The sequence below is a fragment of the Rheinheimera sp. 1928-s genome, assembly GCF_029269265.1.
Taxonomy (GTDB): Bacteria; Pseudomonadota; Gammaproteobacteria; order Enterobacterales; family Alteromonadaceae; genus Pararheinheimera.
Genome location: NZ_JARIXP010000002.1, coordinates 615,674 through 637,275, shown reverse-complemented (window position 1 = coordinate 637,275; position 21,602 = coordinate 615,674). Strand labels below are relative to the sequence as shown.

The window sequence follows — 21,602 nt, the reverse complement described above, 5'->3', positions numbered from 1 at the left end:
TAGCTGATTTTTATTGGCCGGGATCAGTGGTAGGAATAAGACCTCTGTAAGCAAGCCCCTTTAATCCTTGTAATCCGCCTGTGTGAAAAAAACTCAGACGGCTGCCTTTTGGGATAATCCCGGCTTTAATCAGCTCAAATACAGAGTACAAGGCTTTTCCTGTATACACAGGTTCAAGCTGCACGTCCTGATCTGCAAAAGACTGACAAAACTGCCATAACTGGGGATCAAAGCGACCGTAACGGGGCTGATGTAAGGCCTGAATTAACTGCCATTCTGGCCAGTTACGATCAGCAGGCAAAAAGGCTCTTATTTTTTCCGGCAGGCTCTGATCCTGAACCACTGCAATACCTACTACAGGCGTCGTTTTCGATCCCCGGATCAAACCTGCTACTGTTCCACCGCTGCCTACGGCACAAATAAGCAAAGAAGCAGGTCCTGCAGGTGTAGTACACATATCCAGTTCACTGACGCCCTGAACCGCTGCCTCACAAGTTCCTCCTTCGGGAATATGCAAGTAACCAGGGAATTGTTCACTTAACTGCTGCAGAGTTTCCTGTTGATGGCGGGTCCTGTAAAAAGCTCTGCTGACCCTGATGAGTTGCATGCCATAAGAGCGGCATAAAGCCAAAGTTGGGTTGTTTAAATCAACTTCCTCACCACGCACTATGCCGACACTTTGCAGCTTATTTTCGGCAGCCACCGCTGCTGCTGCGACCAAATGATTAGAAAAAGCTCCGCCAAAGGTTAACAAGCCCTGAGATTTTTGTTGCAGTGCTTGCTCCAACTGGTATTTTAGCTTCAGTATTTTGTTTCCGGATATGTCCGGATTATTACCTGGGGCATAACGCAGCCAGATCTCCGTCTGATGATCATTCAGTAATGGATGCTGAAGCTTTTGCCACTGCAAATAAGAAGTTAGTTTCATAGTTTGTTGTCATTCTGGAACGAAAGTTTTATCATTTTTATCGTTTTCATGATAATTTACAGTTACAATAATTGAGAAAGCACAGTAGGTAGTATTTGCCGTTATGTTAACAAAGCTATTGGCGCAATTAAAACTCACCAAAAAATCAGGCAATGTATTTGCTGGCGTTCATCTGTCTGCTAATAGTGTAAAGGTTGTTGTGGTCACTCAACAATCAGCAACAGAGCAGCGGGTGGAGCAAATGTTCCAGGAACAGTTTGGTTCTGCGTCACAATTGTCTGCAGCTTTTAAAACCATAGCGACAAAATTACCACCAGATTGCCAGTGTACCTTAGTCATCCCTCCCGAGCGTTATATGGTGTTGCAGATTGATAAACCTGCAGTGCCTGATGAAGAGATTTCATTAGCTTTACCATGGACTATCAAAGATTTAGTTACTCTGCCCGATGACGATATGGTGCTGGATTATTTGGATCTACCCTTACAAAATCAATTGCAGGGTATCAAAGTCAATGTAGTGGTCAGCTCAAAAAGCTGGTTAGCAGATATTGTGGCCTTATTTACACAGAACAAATTACAATTGGTAGGCATTCAGCCGGAAGAATGGCTGGCCAGAAACTTGTTACCACCTAAACACCAGGCTGTGATGCTGGTTTCTCATCTGTCGGGTCAGGATTTAGCGGTACAAATTCTGCAGCAAGGTAATTTATGTTTCTCCCGTCGTTTGCGAGGGTTTAACCGTCTCGATCAATACAGCCTTGATGAATTACAACAAGGAGTGTTTGATAATTTATTGCTAGAGCTTCAACGTTCAATAGATTACTTCGAGGGCCAGCTCAAACAAGCGCCGGTAAAGGAAATCGCTTTGTTATTAGCCAATTCGGATCAAGCCGGGGTAGTGCAGTTGTTTGTACAAAATGGCTTTTCTCAGGTGTTTGCTCTGTCAGCCAGGGAAGCCGGGGTCACGATGTCTGCTGAACAGTTCAGTCTGTACTGGTTAGCCCTTGCTGGTGCTATTGAGCCTTTGTGTGCTCAAAGGGAGGTGAACCTTGAAGCTGCGGGTTAACCTTTATGTGCAGGCTTTACAGCCTGTTAAAGAAAAAATCAGCTTAAAGTTACTGCTCAGCAGTACAGCCGGGCTCTCCGCTGTGTTGTTAGTAGCGGGTTTGGTGATTAATCTGCAAACCGACTCAAAAAAAGCTGAATTAGCTGTGCTGCAACAGCAAGTCAAAACTCAGGAACAGCAATTAACTCAGCTGCAACAAAGTCTTGGCAATCGTCAGCCGTCAGCCGTTCTGGTAAAACAGCATACTGAACTGAATCAGATTATTGCCCAGAAGCAAAAATTACTGCGTTTTGTGCAAGGTGAACAGCTGAAAACCTCAGTGCAGTATTCGCCTGTATTTCAGTACCTGGCCAGTATAGATCCGCAAGGCTTATGGTTAGATGGCTTTAGTTTGAATGCAAGCTCCAGCCAGTTTAGTGGTTATGTCACAGAGCCTGAGTTGTTGCCGCAATGGCTTACTCAACTCAGTGGTACAGCGTTTTTTAAAGGCCATACCTTCTCTCAGTTTGAAATAAAGCAGGCAGAAAATACCGAAGCTTTAACTTTTAAAGTCACTTCCTCTGCAACAGGTGCGACAGCAGAGGAGGCAAGTCTATGAATACATGGCAGCAGTGGTCTGCACGTTTTAGTGCGCTAAAAGAGCGCGAAAAATACACCGCCTTTATTGGTGCTTTGTTGTTATGCCTCTGGCTTTTTCTGTTGCAATTTTTAGTGCCGGCTTTTGAAGAACTGAGAAAAGTGGAACTACAAATAAAAAGTGCCACTATGACCACAGAGCAACAACGCAACACTTTAACTTCATTACAGCAACAAGCGGGTACAGACGTAGACGCCAGCTATAAACAGGAGGTTGAGAAACTGCAACGTCAGGAACAGCAGTTGCAGCAACAGATTGCTCAGCTCACCAGTTACTTTATAGGCTCAGAGCGCATGGCGCTGGTGCTGCGGGATGTGTTAAAAAGTAGCAATAATGTAAAATTGAAATCAATTATTGCCAACCCACCAGTGCCTTTAACTTTCGCAGATCAAGGTTCGGATAATAAAGCTATTATTTATCAACACTCTACTGTAGTGGTTTTAACTGGTAACTATTTTGCCTTAACTGCTGTTTTAGAAAAACTGGATGCGTTGTCCTGGTCTTTAGGCTGGCAAAGTATTGATTACAAGGTAACTGAACACCCTGATGCGGAACTGACTCTGCAATTACTGACTGTGAGTGATAATGAAAGTTATATTAAGTTGTAGCCTGTGTTTAGTTCTGAGTGTCGTGGCTGTCGCCTCCTCAGATCCAACCAAACCGGATATAGCGAAGGCTGTGCCTGTCAGTACAGCTGATTCAGAACTGGTTGCTGCACAAGTTGGGTCTAAATTTAAACTGGGCCTGATCAAAAATGTGCAGGGACAACATATGGCGTTGATTAATGGTCAGTCGGTTAAACAAGGCGACGAAATAGATGGCTATAAAGTGCTGAGTATTAACCGGCAGCAGGTCGTGTTACAGCAAGCGAATGAACGTTTAACCTTAAGTTTGTTTAAAGCGATGAAAACTCAATGAATTATTTTAAGAAAAACTATTTCACATTAGCTTTGATCAGTCTGGGGTTAGCTGGGTGTCAGGGCATGCAGGAGACGAAAGTACCTCATGCAGCTCAGGCAGCTTTGGCTGAGCAACAAAAACAGACACAACCTGCAACTCTGGCAGTACCCGACAGCGTGACTCAGGATCTATTAGCGCTGGCCAGTCCTATGCAACAGGCTCAGCCTATGCAGCAACGTTTTAATGTGGCGGCTGCCAATGTGGATATTGCTGATTTCTTTACTTCATTAGTGGCTGACACTGACTACAGTGTTGCTATTCATCCGGCTGTATCGGGCCAAATCACACTGGATTTAAAACAAGTTACGTTAAACGAAGCTTTTGCTGTGATAGAGCAACTCTATGGCTACCATATTCAGCAGGTCGGCTCCATTTATAAAGTGATGCCTGGTGGCTTGCGTACCGAAACCATACCGGTGAATTATTTGCTGATGCAGCGTTCCGGCAGTTCTTCTATTTCTGTGACAGCAGGTGGTATTTCTTCGTCGCAAGGCGGCAACAACAGTGGTAGTTCAGGCAACAATAACCAGAATAATAACAGCCAGAATAACAACAATCAGAATAACAACCAGAACGGTAACCAGAATAGTCAGGGTGGCCAGGGTAATGGCAGTTCAGTGCAAAGCACCAGCCAGACTGATTTCTGGAAAGATTTAAAAGAAGCTATTACCGGTGTGATGGGCTCAGGCCCGGATCGTGCTGTGGTGATTAGCCCACAGGCTGGCTTAGTCACAGTCCGGGGTTTACCTGCAGAAATAGAAGCTGTGCGTGCTTATCTGGGGCAGACTGAAGAAAGCCTGCAACGTCAGGTGATACTGGAAGTCAAAATTATTGAAGTGACGTTAAATGATGATTACCAGCAAGGTATTAACTGGAGCCAGATAGCAGGCACCATAGGCTCGACAGACATCAACTTCAGCAATAACACTTTTAGTCTGGGCAATAATATCACTGCTCAGATCGGTGGTCTGGGCAGTATAGGTTTTGACGGCGACGACTTTAGCGGTGTGATCAACCTGCTGGAAACCCAAGGCAATGCACAAGTGTTATCCAGCCCTCGTGTGACCGCTATTAACAATCAGAAAGCTGTGATTAAAGTGGGATCGGATGAATATTATGTGACAGGGGTCAGCAGCAGTTCAAACCTGACCGACACTACAGGCACAGGGACAGGCATCACTCGCGATGTTCCTATCCCGGAACTGGAACCCTTTTTCTCTGGTATAGCGCTGGATGTGACGCCGCAGATTAATGTGGATGGCGATGTCATTTTACATGTGCATCCTTCAGTTTCTGAAACGACTGAACTGAATAAATCCATTAATCTGGGTGGCACTAGTGCCTATACCTTGCCATCTGCTCAAACCAATATCCGCGAGTCTGATACTATTATTAAAGCCCGCAACGGTGAAATTGTGGTGATTGGTGGTTTAATGCAATCCACCATCAGCGACAGCGAGTCCAAAGTGCCGGTGCTTGGTTCCGTGCCTTTGCTGGGCAAGTTATTTACCAATATCAGCAAAATAGAGCGGAAAAAAGAACTGATTATTCTTATTAAACCTACTGTATCGTCAGGCAATGCTATGCAGCAACAGCTGAAGCAATCTGCTGATTTGATTGATCAATGGTATCCGAAGAACTGATTATGTTGTATTTACGCCACTTTGGTTTACAGCAAACCCCTTTTAGTTTGACTCCAAACACGGCGTTTTATGTCGACTTGCCCCAACATCATGAAGCCTTAGAAGTCTTAACCACAGCCTTGAATGTAGGCGAAGGGTTTATCAAAGTGACTGGTGAAGTGGGCACAGGCAAAACCATGTTGTGCCGGAAGCTGATGAACGAAGCTGCGGACGACTGGGTCATTGCCTATATTCCGGACCCTTATTTGTCACCAGTTGAATTACGCTGGGCCTTTGCCACCGAGTTGGGATTAAAGCAATCCGATACCATCGACAATCAGCAATTAGTACAGTTGTTGCAGCATTGCCTGGTTGCATTTGCGGCTGAAGGCAAAAGAGTGGTGCTGATTATTGATGAAGCACAAGCTCTGCCGGACGATACGCTGGAAGCCCTGCGTTTGCTGACCAACCTTGAAACTGAACAACGTAAGCTGTTGCAGGTGGTGTTGTTTGGCCAACCCGAGCTGGATAAACGTTTAGCCAGCTATAAATTTCGCCAATTACGCCAGCGCGTCAGTTTCTCCTATTTTTTACGGGGCATGTCCTATTACGAAGTGCAGGCCTATGTCAGTGCCCGCATCGATATAGCTGGTGTGCGCCAGCCATTGTTTTCGCCTGGCGCATTAAAAGCGATTTGGAAATACAGCAGAGGGATCCCACGTTTAGTGAATGTATTAAGTCATAAGGGCCTGATGCTGGCTTTTGGTGAAAATAAACTGCAGGTTGATACCAGGCATATACGTTATGCGGCAAAAGATACCGAAGATGTCAGAGATCATATGTCAGGTTTTAATCCTATATGGCAGGGAGTGCTGCTGTCTTTACTGATGATTACGGTTGCCACAGCCTGGCATTTCAGGGAGCTGTGGTTATGAGCGTGATCAATAAAATGTTGCGTGATTTAGACAAACAGCAACAACAGCAACAGCACAGAGGTTTTGCCAGTTTCAAACCTCAACGCAAAACACATTTACTGTTATGGGGCGCAGTGCCTCTCGCTTTATTCGCAGGCTGGTGTGGTCAGGCCTGGTATATGGAACGCTTTTCTATTAAAACCGAGCAGACGGTGACAGCTGCTGAAGTGCAAAAAGGGCAAGTGCATCCGTTAGCTGCTGTTAATCAGTTGGTCCCTGCAGCTCAGGGTCTTGCTGCTGTATCGAGCCCGGCCGAACAAGTTGTTAGTTTGCAGGATGTAGTCGCCAGCCGAATTTCACCAGAATTGGCCGCAGAGCTGGGTAAATCAAAGGCTAATATGCCCGAGGTTGTAGCTGAGCCTAAACTGAAACCCTTTGCCAGTCAGCCGGTCGCAGAAGAACGGGTAGTGCAAGTAGTTTTAGCTGAGCCTGTTGCTGCCAGCAGCACGGATTTTTTAGCCGATACTGTTGCGACAGATGAAGTTCAGATCTCCGAATTTGATCAAAGCAGTGACTTTGCCGCCGAGTCAGAGACTGTGATTGAACCTGACTGGAATGAGGCGCCGCAGCCGTCAGACAAACCCCGTTCTCTGGCGATTGAAAAAGTACAACTCAGCCCGGAGCAACAAAAAGATTTGCTGGTGCAAAAGGCAAAAAAGGCTGAATCTGTTGGCAATCTGAATCAGGCAGTCAATCACTGGCAGCAAATTCGTCAGTTGGAACCCCGATCCAGCCAGGCTTATTTAGAGTTATCGCGTTTGGCGCAAATTCAGCGCAATGATGCAGGCGCAGTACAGATACTGGAACAGGCCAATGCTGCTGGTATACAGGATCCTAAAGTCTCTATGGCATTAGCGGCCTTAGCGGTTAAGCAACAGGACTGGGTCAAAGCCCTGAGTTACTTAGAGTACGAGCCTGATATCTTTAACTACACTGATTTTTACGCCCTCAAAGCTGCAGCTTTGCAAAAAACCAATCAGCATGCGCAGTCAGTGCAGGTGTTTCAGCAACTGGCCAGGCAGCAACCAGAACAGGCGCGCTGGTGGTTGGGTATGGCATTAAGTTACGACGCCATGCAACAGAACGAGCAGGCATTGCTGGCGTATCGCCAGGTGGCAGGGAATGGTTTTGGCTTATCGGTAGCCAGCCTGGACTATGTAAAAAAACGCATCGCGGCGTTAGAGTGATTTTATGTTAAAACCCAGACTAAAAATGCGACTTGGTGACCTGTTGGTGCATGAAAACATCATCAGTGAACAACAACTGCAGCAAGCATTAGCACAGCAGCAAAAAACTGGCCGCAAGCTGGGTAGTAGCCTTATTGATATGCAGTTTTTAACTGAAGATCAGTTACTGCAGTTTTTGTCACAACAGCTGAAAGTAGATTTACTGGATATAGGCCAGCAGCAAATTGACCCTAAAGCTGTTGCCTTGTTGCCCGAAGTGCATGCCCGTCGTTTCCGCGCTTTAGTGCTGGAAGACAGGGGCAGCTCCGTGTTGCTTGGCATGAGCGATCCGGCCGATTTATCGGTACTCGATCAGATAGCGCCTATGTTGGCGCCTAAAGAAATTTCCATTGCGATAGTGCGGGAAAGCCAGCTGATCAGCGCTTTCGACCGCTTGTACCGTCGCACTAAGCAAATCGAAAACTTTGCCACTCAATTAAAAGAAGAGTACGCCGAAACCGATATTCTGGATTTCGGTGCTTTAAGCGACCCGACAGATAACGACAACACCATCGTCAAACTGCTGCAATCTATTTTTGAGGATGCTGTGCAGGTCCGGGCTTCGGATATTCATATCGAACCTGACGAAAAACTGCTGCGTATTCGCCAGCGTGTTGATGGTGTATTACAGGAAAACGTGCTGAAAGAAGTCAGCATAGTACCGGCCCTGGTGTTGCGCTTAAAGCTGATGGCGCAGCTGGATATATCGGAAAAGCGTTTACCCCAGGACGGTCGTTTCCAGATCAAAATTAAAGGCCGCACTATAGACGTGCGTATGTCGACCATGCCGGTGCAGTATGGCGAATCTGTGGTGATGCGTTTGTTGGATCAGTCGGCAGGTTTGCTGACGATGGAGCAAACAGGCATGCCGGATGCACTGCTCAAACGTTTACGTCGTATTTTAAAAACGCCTCATGGCATGATTCTGGTCACAGGGCCTACAGGTTCGGGTAAAACTACCAGTTTGTATGGCATGCTCAGTGAACTGAATAAAGAAGGTAATAAAATTATTACCGTCGAAGATCCGGTCGAATACCGTTTGCCCCGGATTAATCAGGTACAAGTGAATCATAAAATTGGCCTGACCTTCAGTAATGTGTTACGAACCAGTTTACGTCAGGATCCGGATATCATCATGGTGGGTGAGATGCGGGATCAGGAAACCGCAGAAATTGGTTTACGTGGTGCTTTAACTGGTCACTTAGTGTTGTCCACTTTGCACACCAACGATGCCATCAGCAGTACCTTACGTTTAATAGATATGGGCGCAGCCGAGTATTTGGTTGCCAGTGCGTTAAGAGCTATTCTGGCACAGCGGCTGGTTCGGCGTTTATGCTCCCATTGTAAAAAGCCTTACACGCCGGATTCTTCCGAAATCAGCTGGTTGCAGCATAAACATATAGCGCCGGGCCAGCAATTCTGGGCTGGCGAAGGTTGTCAGAATTGCAATCACACTGGCTATTCAGGCCGTATTGGTGTGTTTGAATTGCTGGTGATGAACCGTGAAATGGCAGATGCGTTGCGCCGCAGTGATGCTGAAGGTTTTGCTATAGCGGCCCGCACTAACGAAGGCTTCCGTCCTTTGGGAGATATGGCGCTGGATTATGCGATGCAGGGGCTGACCAGTATAGAGGAAGTCATTAAGGTTTCAGAATACCTTGAACTGGAAGAGCCTGTCAGCACAGTGACGGCAGAGCAGGTACTTAACTAATGGCCACCTTCAGCTACACAGCCAGAGACAGACAAGGTCAGTCCGTCAGCGGTAGCATTGAAGCCAGCAGTGAAACCGCAGTGGCTGATATGTTGCTGCAACGCAGTCAGATCCCTATCAAAATAAAAATGCAGGATGAAAAGCAGGCTAGTTCCGCTATTGTCTGGCCCTGGCAACGGGTCAGTATGACTGAGCTGATTATTTTTTCCCGCCAAATGTATTCGCTGATGAAGGCCGGCATACCTATTATCCGGGCTATTATCGGCTTAGCAGAAAGTACCAGCTCTACAGCGTTAAACACAGTGTTGCTGGATTTAGCAGACCAACTGGAGAAAGGCCGTACTTTGTCTGCAGCAATGGCGCAGCACCCGAAAATATTCAGTCGTTTAGTCGTTTCCATAGTGCATGTGGGGGAAAATACCGGTCGTTTAGACGAGTCCTTTTTACAACTTTCCGGCTATTTTGAGCAGGAAATGGAAACCAAAAAGCAAATTAAACAAGCCACGCGCTACCCCACTTTTGTGCTAATAGCCATCACCATAGCTATGGTGATTATGAACATCATGGTGATCCCTCAGTTTGCTTCGATGTTTGCCAAGTTTAATACTGAATTACCCTGGGCCACTAAAGTGTTACTGGCCAGTTCCAACCTCTTTGTGAATCATTGGCAAACAATGGCTGGGGTTGCGGTAGGGCTTTTATGGGCGCTGCGGCTGTATTTACAATCTGACAAAGGCCGTTATCAATGGAGCTACTGGAAGTTAAAAATGCCACTGATGGGTTCTATTTTAGTGCGAGCCACTTTAGGGCGTTTTAGCCGTAGTTTTGCAATGATGCTTAAAGCTGGTGTACCTTTAACTTCAGCCTTAACACTGGTAGCTGAAGCGGTCGACAACGATTATATGGCGGAGAAAATCCGTGAGATGCGAAAAAACATCGAACGGGGTGAAAGCTTATTGCGGGTTTCGGTGCAAAGTGACTTATTTACTCCCTTAGTACTGCAAATGTTAGCTGTAGGTGAAGAAACGGGGCAGGTTGACGAGATGTTGACGGAAGTAGCCTCATTTTACGAAAGAGAAGTGGCATACGACTTGAAAGGACTCACAGCAAAGATAGAACCTATTCTGATTTCAGTTGTATCTGCTATGGTGCTTATTTTAGCTTTAGGTATATTTACACCTATGTGGGATATGTTGAATGCCTATAAAGGTGGTTAGTAAATAATCGGTAAAAATGAAAAAAACAGAAGACAAGCTGATAATAGTGAGTAAAATGAGAGCTATTAGCGATAAACTAACAAATAAAAGTGTGGAGTTAACAAAATGAGACGACAAAGTGGTTTCACTATTATCGAAATTATCATTGTGGTGATAATCTTAGGATTATTGGCAGCTACTGCTTTACCGCGGTTTTTAAATGTCACAGAGCAGGCTGAACAGGCATCTATTGACGGTATAGCGGGTGGTTTTGCGTCTGCTATAGGTTTAGTGCGTGGTCAATGGGAAGTTGAAGGCCGTCCATCCAACAATATAGGTGTGGGTCAGACCGCAGTTACGATTGATGGTATTCAGATAGGCATTAACGTATTGACTGATGATCTTCCTGTATTAATTGTGCCGGGCTATCCAACTGGTTTACCAACTAATACGACAACAAACTTTACTACAGCTTCAATCACCAACCAGAGTTGTGTAGATGTGCTGAATTTAGTGTTACAAAATAGCCCGTCCGCTGTAGCAGGGACACCAGTACCGACGGCGAACCAATTATCCCAAAATGCACTATACGTTCGTGAGGGTACAGGGGATTTTGCTAACGTCTGTTTTTATATCCAGACTGCTGGTTTAACTGCAGTTCCTGCAGCAGCAGCCACAGCGTCTGATACCGGTTTAACCGGATCTAACCTGAACGGTTTCTTTTACAGACCAGCCACTGGTGAAGTACGGGTTTTTAAATTTAAAGCTTAATTTTTAGATTAAACAGAGGTAAGAAAGTATGAAAACTATCAATAAAACTCAACAAGGTTTTACCTTGGTTGAATTGATCATCGTGATCGTAATATTAGGTATTTTAGCGGTAACAGCAGCGCCAAGGTTTTTGAATTTCCAGGGTGATGCAAGAACATCTGTCGTTCAGGGGGTTGAAGGTGCTGTAAGAGCTGCAATTTCTTTAGTGAATGGCAAAGCTATTATCGCTGGTGCTACTAATGCAGAACCAGATGCTGCAGGTGATGCTGACACAAATGCGGCTAATACTATTGAAGGTGTGCGATTAACTTATGGCTACCCAAAACCAACTGATGGTGGTATTCGTGCTGCTATTGATTTCCCTAATGGCTGGGTAACAAGTGAAGACGCTACAACTAACCCGACACCTGCTCTTGCCGGATTTATTGCAGAAACTGTAGTAGGAACAACTACGACACATACCACCGCAGGTACTATCCGTATTGCAGCTGATTTAGCTTCATTACAAGACAACGGTTGTTATGTTCAATATGTCGGTGCTGGCAAAACTGTGGCAGGTGGTACCGCTACTTTGCCAATTATTACTGTTGAAACTGCTGGTTGTAACTAATAACGAGATATAGCCGTGAAAACATCTTACGGCTTTACTCTTATAGAGCTGATTATTGTAGTTATTTTACTCGGTATCATCTCTGCCACTGCTTTACCCAGATTTTTGGGTAAAGGCGGTGTTGAGGAGTCTACGACGCAGGACCAGATGATTTCTATCCTGCGCCGTATGCAAACTCAGGCCATGCAGCAGACTGATTCTGCTGCTTTCTGTCATCAGCTTATTCTTACTCAGTTCCAGTTAGGTTATCCGAATATTTTGCCTTGCGACCCAACTGAAACTAATACTCAACTAACCGCTGCTGCTAATCAAAACTCTGGCCTACAGTTTATGCGCCCGGCCAACAGCTCTCTTGGATTAAGCTTGTTTAATACTGCTTTACCTACGGGTGGAACAAGTCAAACCTTACCTTTTCTGTTTAGATTTAACTCTTTGGGGCAACCTGTAACTAATGCAGGGGCAGTGATCTCCAGCGGCTTGCGTATCGAAATTACTGATGTGTTGACCTACCGCATTTGTATTGAACGTGAGGGGTATATTCACTCATGTTAGCTTCGTCTTTGTCCTCATCAGGCAAGCAACAATCAGGCTTTACACTAATTGAGGTGATAGTTGGCATTGTTGTATTAGCTATTGCTTTAGTGGTGATTACCGGAGCTTTAGGGCCACTTTACAAAAGAAGTGCAGATCCCTGGCATCAGGTCCGCGCTGCCGAGCTTGGTCACAGTTTATTAAATGAAATTATGGCGCGTTCTTTTGATGAAAATTCGGACCGCTCTGGTGGCGAGTTCCGTTGCGGTGAGGCTGGCTATCAGGCTTGCAGCGATTTCTGTAACAATCCTGTTGCTGTGAATCTTGCTGAAAACGAGACTCGCGCCGGTTTTGACGATGTTGACGATTTTAATGGTCTGCAACTAAACGGCAGCGACATTGTTGGCAGTGCAGGTAGTTTAGCTTTGAGTAGTTTATATGTTGGTTATCAGGCTAATGTGGCGGTCAGTTGTGTTGGAACCGATGGCCAGGTAAATAATGAAGTGAAAGAAGTTATCGTCACTATTACTACCCCTTCTGGTGAAACTTTGGCGTTTTCAGCATACCGGAGTAACTGGTAATGACTAACAGCCGTAGCGTCGGTTTTACTTTGATTGAACTGATTCTGGTAATTATCGTGCTTGGTATAGTGAGCATTGCAACAACCAGTTATCTGGGATTAGGGGCTACAATGTATGCCGATGCTGCGGGCCGGGATCAGTTATTAAGTCAAAGTCGCTTTGCGGTGGAGCGTATTACCCGCGAGTTACGTAATGTGGTGCCCAATAGTGTCCGGACCTGGAGTGAGGGAAATGGCAGCAGGCAATGTATTGAATTCGCGCCTTTGCTTCAGGCCGGGCGGTATCAAGGTAGTGTAGCGACTGGCGCTGTCAGTTTATTTAGTGCCGCAGATGACTGGAATAATTTGGTTCAGCTCGCAACTACGACACCAGTTTTTATGACGGTATATCCGACCAATGCTCCTACAGATATCTATCAAAAGGAGCGGGTGGCTACTACATTGAATATGTCGGTAAATGGCGGTGATTCCAGAGTGCTTGATGTGACCTTTAGTTTTCCAGCCACTGTTCCAGACTCTCCTAGCCAACGTATGTATTTTATGAGAGCTCCTGTGGTTTATTGTATTGAAAATAATCAGCTGTGGCGTTATCAGCGCACGGATATAGTGAGCTCCCAAGCCGCTGCGAATTTACCCACTGGTGTATTAATGGCTGACGACTTAGATAATTCCCCCGTTACAGGCTTTTATGCAGCTAATAGTACTCTGGCATTTAGCTTTGAGAATAGTGTGGTGTTAACTCGTAATGCTGTAGTGCATATTCGTTTGGCATTCAAATCCGGCATTTCTGATAGTTTGGTGTTTAATCAGGAGATCCATATTCCCAATGTACCCTGATTTTTCTACTTTCCATCCAAAAAAACAACAGGGCAGCGCTCTGATCGTCGCTGTTTTTATTATTGTAGTGATGACGCTGTTGGTGGCTGCTTTATCTAAATTACTGACCAGCAGCTCTGAAAGTATCAGTTATGAAGTATTAGGCACCAGGGCCTTTTTTGCTGCTCAATCTGGTATGGAACAAGGACTTGCTCAGCTTTTTCCGCTAACAACACCATCCACCTACTGCGCTATTCCGCCGGCAGCAGACAGAATATCAGCAACTGATGTTGTAGTGTCCCTTTCGGGTAATGGGTTGCAGGGCTGTAGTTTTACCTTAAGTTGTGACGCTGGTCGTGCCAGCCCTGATGCGGCTGAAACTATTTATTACCAACTTACCAGCACCGGAACTTGTGGAGATCCTGCTTCTGTCCAAACCTCCCGCACTATAGAAATGGAAGTCTGGCAATGAGCATGCAGAGTTTTATTGTTAAAGTTGGGTTGGTGAATAAATGAGCAGAGTTCAGTTGTTTATACACTACTTTACTCGCATGGTGGTGGCGACGCTGCTGCTGGCTAGTCCTTCCGTTGTTGCTGCCACTATTAACTTTAATAACTCGATATTCCCTAATTTAACCGAGTTGAATAACAGCGGTACCTGCAGTGGTAGCTGGTCTCACAACTTTTTTAACCGGACTTTTACCTGTTCTGGCCAGATCAGTTTTCAAAGTGGTGATCAAATTACCACTAACAGCACCGCTGGTATTATTTTGTCTGCGAATGCCGGTATTTCCGCATCAAATAATGTGATTGGCAGTAGCAGCAACCGAATCAGTCTGGTCAGTAGTTATGGCCAGATCCAAATTTACGGTCAGACGCAATTGTATGGTCATATTCAGACTGAAAGTGGTGGGGTTTTAGTTCAGGGAACCAGCAATGCCGCAAGGGCGATGATTTCCGGCAATATCACTTCAGAGGCCGCAGTCAGCGTACAGAATCTGAATCAAACAGGTAATATTCAGGCTACTTATGGAACTCTGACTGTCACCAATGTCAGTTTAAGCGGGACCCTGACCACATCTGGAGCTGGCGCAGTAACGGGTAGCTCCTTAGGTGGCGCTGTCAGTATTCGTAATGGCTTGACAAGCTCAGCCAGTCAGTACAACTCCACCCTCACAATCAGCAATGGTGCTTTAAATACCAGCAATAGTACCTACAACGGCAATGTCATCGTGAACAGTAACATCACAACGAACAATGATGTGTTTTTAGCTGATGTCACCAGTACTAATGGTAGCTTGAATCTGACTGGCGGCTCTGTCACCGGTATGATCACCACCCCTTGCTGTGCTTTGACTACAAATAATACTAATCTTGCCGGAGGCGCTACTGTGCAGTCCGGTATCAGCATTACGGGTGGCACTATATCTGGCGACTACACTATGACGTCGGCGAACCCGGCAGTAGTGAATAATGTCACTATGACCAGCGGTACTATTACCAGTGCCAGCACTGTCACCATTAACAACAGTAATTTGGGCTCAGATACTTCTCCGGTATTAGTGACATCGGTTTCCGGCAATATTACCGTGAATAACTCACAGGTCTTTGGTGATTTAACCACGCCTGGCTACGGTGTGGTTCAGGTGAATGGTTCAAGTCAAGTGATCGGCTCCTGTGTGCCTATTGATGACCCTCTTTATGCTTGTGGTGGTGTTGCGTCGATCAGCCGGGAATCCTACTGGCGTTTTGATGAGACGATTTGGAATGGCGCCACTAATCAGGTGATCGACTCTTCGCTGGAAAACCGCCATGGTACAGCCAGAAACAGTGCTGTGGTGGCACAACTTTTTCCGTCTCCAGCCTCTTGTACTTATGGAGATTTTCAGGCTGTTGGCACTTCTGCACATCCTTTTGTTGAAATCAACAGAAACGCCTATTTCCATGACAGCGACGATTTTGGTTTTACCTTGTGGTTAAAAATGAGTGCAGCAGCTCAGGCTACCGGCAGTCAGACCATTATGGCCTACGGCGGTCCGGTCAGTGCTTCGAGCGGACGCTTTCAGTTAACCCGCGAGTCCGATGGCGATTTAAGATTCTCAGTCCGAATGGCTAACAACAACACACGTTTTGTCGAAACCAGTGGTACAACTATCTTTAATGATCAATGGCAGCATATTGCTTTTAGTTACAGCAGAAGCGAAAGAAGAATGCGGCTGTACGTCAATAATCAGTTGGTTGACGACACTCCAAACAGCAGTATAGGTACTGGTAATACCGAAAGAACCCCCAATGACGGTACTGGTAATTTTGCGATAGGCGCATTACCCGCCGGTACTTCAGGTATCCGTGGCCAAATTGATGAAGTACGGTTTTTTAATCGGGAGCTGAGGGTTGCCGATGTCAAAAATATGTATGAACAAGTCACCACCTGTATTAACGAATGTTTTACTGAAAACTTCAGTAACGATACTAACTGGTATCTGACACAGCGTAACAGCACCCCTCCTTCGTTAAGAACTGCTCCTAGTCGTTTGCGTTTAACTGAAAACAGTCAGAATCAGGCTACCTCTATTACGTTTAAACGGAGTTTCCCCGCTGCCGGCAATAAAATGACCATAGAGTTTGACCATTATGCTTATGGTGGTGGTACAAATGGAGCTGATGGTATTGCTGTGGTGTTGTCTGATGCTGCTATTAGTCCGGTTCCCGGTAGTTATGGTGGCAGTTTGGGTTATGCGCAGCGCACTAATGTGAATCCAACTCAAAGCGGTTTTGCCGGTGGCTGGCTGGGTATAGGTTTTGATGAATATGGCAGCTTCTCGCAGGCTACCGAAGGGAGAGTTGGTGGCACCACCGCGCGGCCTCAGGCTATTGGCGTCAGGGCAGCAAGTAGCACCAATTACTCCTGGCTGGGTGGTACAAATACTTTGTCACCGATATTGAGTTCAACTGGCAATACTCTGGCTCGTGGCGACAGATACAGAATTACTATTGATTCCAGAATCCTGAGCCCACAAACGGTTTCTTTTCAGTTGGAAAGACGGCTGGCTGGCGGCACCACATACAGCACCTTACTGACATCGGCGAATTTACTTGCTTCAGGTCAGCCTGCGCCTCCGGCTAACTTATTGCTGTCTTATACAGGTTCTACTGGCGACAACACCAATTTTCATGAAATTACTAATATTCAGGTGTGTACCCAGCAACCTTCAGTTCCGGTAGAAATTGGTTCTCAGTTGCACCATATTGAATTCAGTTATCCGGCGTCTCCTTTAACCTGTAATCCAACAGAAGTGACCATTAAGGCTTGCGCTAATGCGTCTTGCACTGAATTGTATACTTCTCCTGTGACATTAAACCTTGCCACTGTCGGAGGGAGCTGGGTTGGCGGAAACGCTGTAACCTTTACCGGGTCCACTACAAAAAGTCTGAGTAAAACGACACCAGGAAATTTCACTCTTGCCGTCACATCTTCCAGCATACAGCCAACTAATGCATTGCAATGTTTGCAAAATGGTGTTGCCGATGACTGTATTTTTACTGTTGCGGACAGCGGTTTTGTATTTGATGTGCAGGACATGATTGCAAACCAGTCACAAAATGTTTTGATCCGTGCTGTGCGCAAAGACAATGCCAGTCAGCAGTGTGTACCTGCATTCTCCAATACCACCAAACCAGTGAAATTCTGGTCTGGTTATATTGACCCTGTGGCAGCCGGCCGACCAGAAAGTCGTTCTGTGTTATTAGACACAGTCGCTGTTGCGCAGTCTGAAGTCGCGGCACAAACAAGAAATCTGAATTTTAATGCCAGTGGTCAGGCAACGGTGTCGCTGAACTATATTGATGCAGGCCAAATGCAACTTAATGCCCGCTATGATGGCTCAGGTGCCGATGCTGGGTTGGTGATGACAGGCTCTGATCAATTTATTGCCCGTCCAGCCGGACTTTGTGTGCAGGAAGGAAACACCAGTGTTACTCCGATCAGTTGTGCTTTACCTTATGCAAACTGCGCCGCATATAAAAAGGCTGGCGAAACTTTTCAGTTGTCTGTCATTGCTAAAGCCTCTGCCAATAACGGTGACTCTAATTTATGTTCCAACCCACTGAGTACTCCAAATTTCAGGATGAATACTGTTGGATTAAGTCATAATTTGCTGGCTCCATTGGCTGCTGATGGTGCCAGCCCTGGTACTGCAAGTTTAACGTCATACAATCACCTGGCTGCCCCTGGTGGAGTGACCACTGTAGCTCAATCTGTGTCTGAAGCCGGGGTCTTTAGCTTTACCGCAGCTCCTGTGACAAATGGTTATTTTGGCTACAGTATTCCTATTTCAACCAGTGCTGCAATTGGACGGTTTATTCCTGCATATTTCACCGCAACTCCGGGACCAGCAGAGATCCCAGCTCTTGACGACTGCACTAATTTCCACTATTTGGGTCAGGATATGAACTACCAGACAAATCCAACAGTGGTTTATGAAGCCAGAAATATGCAAGGTGCCACCACACTAAACTATGCTCATAGTTTTTTCCGGGCAGGCAACTGGGCTACAGATGCCACAGCCACGAATACCTCTTACACAGATGCTGCGGTGGATGTCAGCATAAGCTCTCCTGTGGCGGTGACTCGGGGAGATTTTAGTCTGAGCAATCAGAATAATGCCTATGATGGCCTATTCAGCCTTACGTTAACTGATGATGTGCTGAGGTACTTGAGGCCCGTGGAACCAGAATATCCGGCTCCTTTTTTGCCACAGTTGAAACTGGATTTAGCAGAGGATGCATGGGCTGATCAGGACGGTGTCTGTGTAAAAACATCAGATGCAGGCCCATGTTTGCCTGTGCAGATCAATGTCACTGCTCCTGTGCAAAAGTATGGCCGTTTAGTGCTAAAAGGTGGCAATGTGGCTGATGCTGCCGTTGCCCCAGCCTCAACTCTGGTGCCATTGGAGTTCAGAACTGAATTCTGGTCTGGTACAGCTTTTGTTGTGAATACAGAAGACAGCTGTACCGCTATAGATCCTGCTTCAATCAGTTTTGATACCCTAGGTTTGCCTGTTGCTGGCAATGGCTATAAGTTAAGTTCAGGTTTAACCGGATCTTCGGCGATCAGTGCAACAGTGCCAGCCGGGTTAACTGGAGTCTGGCCAGTATTTTATGCAGCGCCCTCTTGGTTGCAATACAACTGGCTGGAGGGGACTGCTGGTAACCCGTCATCCGAATTCAGTGTTGGCCGCTACCGTGGCAATAAACGCCAAATTTTCTGGCAGGAAAGGCTAAATTAATAAAAACGAGGGCAGATATTGAACGTGGGCGAAGACCAGCCCACGCCCTTGCATTTTTATATTCTCGTCACAACAAAACTTAAGTTCATCTGCCTTGTCTGACAACTAAATATTTGGCTTTTCAATGGCTTTGGTTTAATTTGGTAAAAACTAAAGATAAAGCTATTTTCTTGGCGTTTTGTTACTTAAAATAAGCGACATTTTCTTGGGCACCTTGTGTCACCACCTCTTAGTTAAAAGGATTAGTCTGTTCCATGTTAAATAAACTGCGTGGTCTGTTTTCAAATGATCTGTCGATCGACCTGGGGACAGCCAATACACTCATCTATGTAAAAGATCAGGGCATAGTCCTGAACGAGCCTTCAGTAGTTGCTATTCGTCAGGAAAGAACTGGCGGACCTAAGAGTGTTGCGGCCGTCGGCCACGCCGCCAAGCGTATGCTTGGCCGTACTCCTGGCAATATTAAAGCCATTCGTCCAATGAAAGACGGTGTAATTGCCGACTTCTATGTGACTGAAAAAATGCTGCAGCATTTTATCAAACAAGCGCATAGCAACAGCTTCCTGCGTCCAAGCCCACGTGTACTGGTTTGTGTACCTTGTGGTTCTACTCAGGTTGAACGCCGAGCTATCCGTGAATCAGCTCAGGGTGCAGGCGCCCGTGAAGTCTACTTAATTGACGAGCCAATGGCCGCTGCTATAGGTGCAGGTTTACCTGTGTCTGAAGCTACTGGTTCTATGGTGGTCGATATTGGTGGTGGTACTACTGAAGTTGCTATTATTTCTCTGAACGGTGTGGTGTATTCCTCATCAGTTCGTATTGGTGGCGACAAGTTTGACGACGCCATCATCAACTATATCCGTCGTAACTACGGCATCCTGATTGGTGAAGCCACAGCTGAACGTATCAAAACAGAAATAGGTTCTGCTTACCCAAGCGACGAAATTCTGGAAATTGAAGTACGTGGCCGTAACCTGGCTGAAGGTGTACCTCGCAGCTTTACCATGACCAGCAACGAAATTTTAGAAGCTTTACAAGAGCCTTTGGCTGGTATCGTTTCTGCTGTTATGGTTGCACTGGAACAGTCTCCGCCAGAACTGGCTTCAGATATTTCTGAACGCGGTATGGTATTAACAGGTGGTGGCGCTTTATTGCGTGACTTAGATCGCCTGCTGATGGAAGAAACCGGTATTCCTGTGGTTGTAGCTGATGACCCGCTGACCTGCGTAGCTCGTGGCGGTGGTAAAGCTTTAGAAATGATCGACATGCATGGCGGTGATGTGTTTAGTTACGACTAACAAGTCAGTCCTGAATGAAACCTATCTTTGAGCGTGGCCCATCTCTGCCAATACGGCTGTTTTTTGCAGTCTTATGCAGCGTTGGGCTGATGACGCTGGATCGATTTACCGACAGCTCCACACAGTTGCGTAGTTATTTAACTGCAACTGTGAGCCCTTTGTATTATCTGGCCAATTTACCCCAGGCCATGATGTCTGATGCTTCCGAACAATTTATGTCTCACCAGCGTTTACTGGAGCAAAACCAGAAGCTGCGTGAAACTTTGCTGCGGCAAAATACCCAGATGCAACGCCTGCAATTTTTACAGCAGGAAAACGACAAACTACGTTCCCTGTTAGGTTCTGTGCCTGTTGCCGAAAGTAAACGTTTGGTGGCTGAAGTATTGGCGGTCTATAGCCATCCGTTCAGTAACCAAATTGTGATTAACAAAGGTAGCAACGATGGTGTAGTGGCACAGCAGCCGTTGATTGATGACTTGGGTGTATTGGGGCAGATTGTCAGCGTGGGGCCTACCAGCAGCCGGGCTTTACTGATTTCTGATACCACTCATGCTATCTCGATGCGGGTTGAACGCAACGGTGATCATGTGGTGGCTGAAGGTTTAGGCCAGGCTGACGAAGTACGGCTGATGCATATTCCACACAGTGCTGATATTCAGCAGGGCGATAAGCTGATTACCTCTGGTCTGGATGGTGTTTTTCCTGAAGGCTATCCTGTGGCTGAAGTGGTGCGTATCAGTCGCAATGCACAGCAGCCTTTTTTACAGGTGTATGCCAGACCTTATGCTCAGTTGGACCGCATTCGTTATGTGTTATTAGTCTGGCCGAAAGCTAAACCGGAAATTGACGAGAAAATAGCGCCGCCTGATGCCGAAGCTGCTGCAGTGGCAGGAGATTTCTGATGGAAAAGTCGCATCGTTTAATTCTGGTGTATTTGTCCCTGATGTTTGCGTTGGTACTGGCTGTCGTGCCACTGCCAGCCATTGTTAAGTTATTCCGGCCCGACTGGCCTTTACTGGTGCTGTTCTACTGGGCTTTGGCTTTGCCATTTCGCGTCAGTATAGGCACAGCTTTTGTTACAGGTTTTTTACTGGATGTATTGGTCGGCACCGTGCTTGGCGTGAATGCGCTGGCTTATTCAGTCATTATTTATTTCTGCTCGGCGCATCATTTAAAAATCCGTAACTTCTCTATTTTGCAGCAAAGCTTAGTCATAGCGTTGTTTTTAGCTTTTTATCACTATTTTATCTTTTGGCTCAGTCATTTCTTAACAGGTGTGGTCTTTACTATGGCCTATTTATGGCCCGTAGTGACAGGAGCTGCGGTCTGGCCATGGATCTTCTGGTTACTACGTCGTATCCGCCGCCAGTTTAAAATTCATTGAGTAC

The 21,602-nt window shown here is 46.1% G+C and carries 20 protein-coding genes; 19 read left to right on the top strand and 1 reads right to left on the bottom strand.

Translation table 11 applies throughout. The annotated features are described in order from the left end of the window. Positions 1–10 precede the first annotated feature (10 nt). Positions 11–928 (bottom strand): pyridoxal-phosphate dependent enzyme, encoded by a 918-nt coding sequence (locus P3C17_RS07700; RefSeq protein ID WP_300928861.1) that lies wholly within the window; start codon positions 926–928, stop codon positions 11–13. Positions 929–1,031: 103 nt separating this feature from the next. Between P3C17_RS07700 and P3C17_RS07695 the strand changes: the two genes are divergently transcribed. From P3C17_RS07695 to mreD, 19 genes are all read left to right on the top strand, one after another. Beyond that, positions 1,032–1,994: a hypothetical protein gene (locus tag P3C17_RS07695; protein WP_300928860.1), complete on the top strand. Its 963-nt coding sequence runs from the start codon at positions 1,032–1,034 to the stop codon at positions 1,992–1,994. Then, complete coding sequence (locus P3C17_RS07690) at positions 1,978–2,592, top strand: PilN domain-containing protein (RefSeq protein WP_300928859.1); 615 nt, start codon at positions 1,978–1,980, stop codon at positions 2,590–2,592. The genes P3C17_RS07695 and P3C17_RS07690 overlap by 17 nt, the downstream gene beginning before the upstream one ends. After that, a complete protein-coding gene (locus P3C17_RS07685; protein ID WP_300928858.1) occupies positions 2,589–3,239 on the top strand; it encodes a hypothetical protein in 651 nt (216 codons plus the stop codon). Before P3C17_RS07690 ends, P3C17_RS07685 begins: the two co-directional genes overlap by 4 nt. After that, entirely contained in the window at positions 3,217–3,549 is a 333-nt protein-coding gene (locus P3C17_RS07680) for a hypothetical protein (protein WP_300928857.1), read from the top strand. The genes P3C17_RS07685 and P3C17_RS07680 overlap by 23 nt, the downstream gene beginning before the upstream one ends. Continuing rightward, a complete protein-coding gene (gene mshL, locus P3C17_RS07675) occupies positions 3,546–5,234 on the top strand; it encodes a pilus (MSHA type) biogenesis protein MshL (RefSeq protein ID WP_300928856.1) in 1,689 nt (562 codons plus the stop codon). The genes P3C17_RS07680 and mshL overlap by 4 nt, the downstream gene beginning before the upstream one ends. Beyond that, positions 5,216–6,148: an AAA family ATPase gene (locus P3C17_RS07670; protein ID WP_300928855.1), complete on the top strand. Its 933-nt coding sequence runs from the start codon at positions 5,216–5,218 to the stop codon at positions 6,146–6,148. Before mshL ends, P3C17_RS07670 begins: the two co-directional genes overlap by 19 nt. Beyond that, positions 6,145–7,374: a hypothetical protein gene (locus tag P3C17_RS07665; RefSeq protein WP_300928854.1), complete on the top strand. Its 1,230-nt coding sequence runs from the start codon at positions 6,145–6,147 to the stop codon at positions 7,372–7,374. The genes P3C17_RS07670 and P3C17_RS07665 overlap by 4 nt, the downstream gene beginning before the upstream one ends. A 4-nt stretch (positions 7,375–7,378) precedes the next feature. Next, positions 7,379–9,124: a type II/IV secretion system protein gene (locus P3C17_RS07660; RefSeq protein ID WP_300928853.1), complete on the top strand. Its 1,746-nt coding sequence runs from the start codon at positions 7,379–7,381 to the stop codon at positions 9,122–9,124. Beyond that, positions 9,124–10,341: a type II secretion system F family protein gene (locus P3C17_RS07655; RefSeq protein ID WP_300928852.1), complete on the top strand. Its 1,218-nt coding sequence runs from the start codon at positions 9,124–9,126 to the stop codon at positions 10,339–10,341. Before P3C17_RS07660 ends, P3C17_RS07655 begins: the two co-directional genes overlap by 1 nt. 105 nt (positions 10,342–10,446) lie before the next feature. Further along, positions 10,447–11,091 (top strand): prepilin-type N-terminal cleavage/methylation domain-containing protein, encoded by a 645-nt coding sequence (locus P3C17_RS07650; RefSeq protein WP_300928851.1) that lies wholly within the window; start codon positions 10,447–10,449, stop codon positions 11,089–11,091. Positions 11,092–11,119: 28 nt separating this feature from the next. Further along, complete coding sequence (locus P3C17_RS07645; RefSeq protein WP_300928850.1) at positions 11,120–11,701, top strand: prepilin-type N-terminal cleavage/methylation domain-containing protein; 582 nt, start codon at positions 11,120–11,122, stop codon at positions 11,699–11,701. Positions 11,702–11,716: 15 nt separating this feature from the next. Then, on the top strand, positions 11,717–12,253 hold the full coding sequence (locus P3C17_RS07640; protein ID WP_300928849.1) for a prepilin-type N-terminal cleavage/methylation domain-containing protein: 537 nt from the start codon (positions 11,717–11,719) through the stop codon (positions 12,251–12,253). Next, the gene (locus P3C17_RS07635; protein WP_300928848.1) at positions 12,247–12,813 is read left to right on the top strand and encodes a prepilin-type N-terminal cleavage/methylation domain-containing protein; all 567 of its coding nucleotides are present in this window, start codon (positions 12,247–12,249) and stop codon (positions 12,811–12,813) included. The genes P3C17_RS07640 and P3C17_RS07635 overlap by 7 nt, the downstream gene beginning before the upstream one ends. Next, positions 12,813–13,649, top strand: coding sequence for a type II secretion system protein (locus P3C17_RS07630; RefSeq protein ID WP_300928847.1), 837 nt, complete (start codon positions 12,813–12,815; stop codon positions 13,647–13,649). The genes P3C17_RS07635 and P3C17_RS07630 overlap by 1 nt, the downstream gene beginning before the upstream one ends. Then, the gene (locus tag P3C17_RS07625) at positions 13,639–14,100 is read left to right on the top strand and encodes a pilus assembly PilX N-terminal domain-containing protein (RefSeq protein ID WP_300928846.1); all 462 of its coding nucleotides are present in this window, start codon (positions 13,639–13,641) and stop codon (positions 14,098–14,100) included. The genes P3C17_RS07630 and P3C17_RS07625 overlap by 11 nt, the downstream gene beginning before the upstream one ends. Positions 14,101–14,140: 40 nt before the next feature. Beyond that, complete coding sequence (locus tag P3C17_RS07620; protein ID WP_300928845.1) at positions 14,141–18,916, top strand: DUF6701 domain-containing protein; 4,776 nt, start codon at positions 14,141–14,143, stop codon at positions 18,914–18,916. 254 nt (positions 18,917–19,170) lie between these two features. After that, complete coding sequence (locus P3C17_RS07615; protein WP_046521342.1) at positions 19,171–20,214, top strand: rod shape-determining protein; 1,044 nt, start codon at positions 19,171–19,173, stop codon at positions 20,212–20,214. A gap of 14 nt (positions 20,215–20,228) precedes the next feature. Then, positions 20,229–21,116 carry a rod shape-determining protein MreC gene (gene mreC, locus P3C17_RS07610; RefSeq protein WP_300928844.1) on the top strand — a complete coding sequence of 296 codons (888 nt, stop codon included), beginning with the start codon at positions 20,229–20,231 and terminating at the stop codon, positions 21,114–21,116. Next, complete coding sequence (mreD, locus tag P3C17_RS07605) at positions 21,116–21,598, top strand: rod shape-determining protein MreD (RefSeq protein WP_300928843.1); 483 nt, start codon at positions 21,116–21,118, stop codon at positions 21,596–21,598. The genes mreC and mreD overlap by 1 nt, the downstream gene beginning before the upstream one ends. The last annotated feature ends 4 nt before the right edge of the window (positions 21,599–21,602 follow it).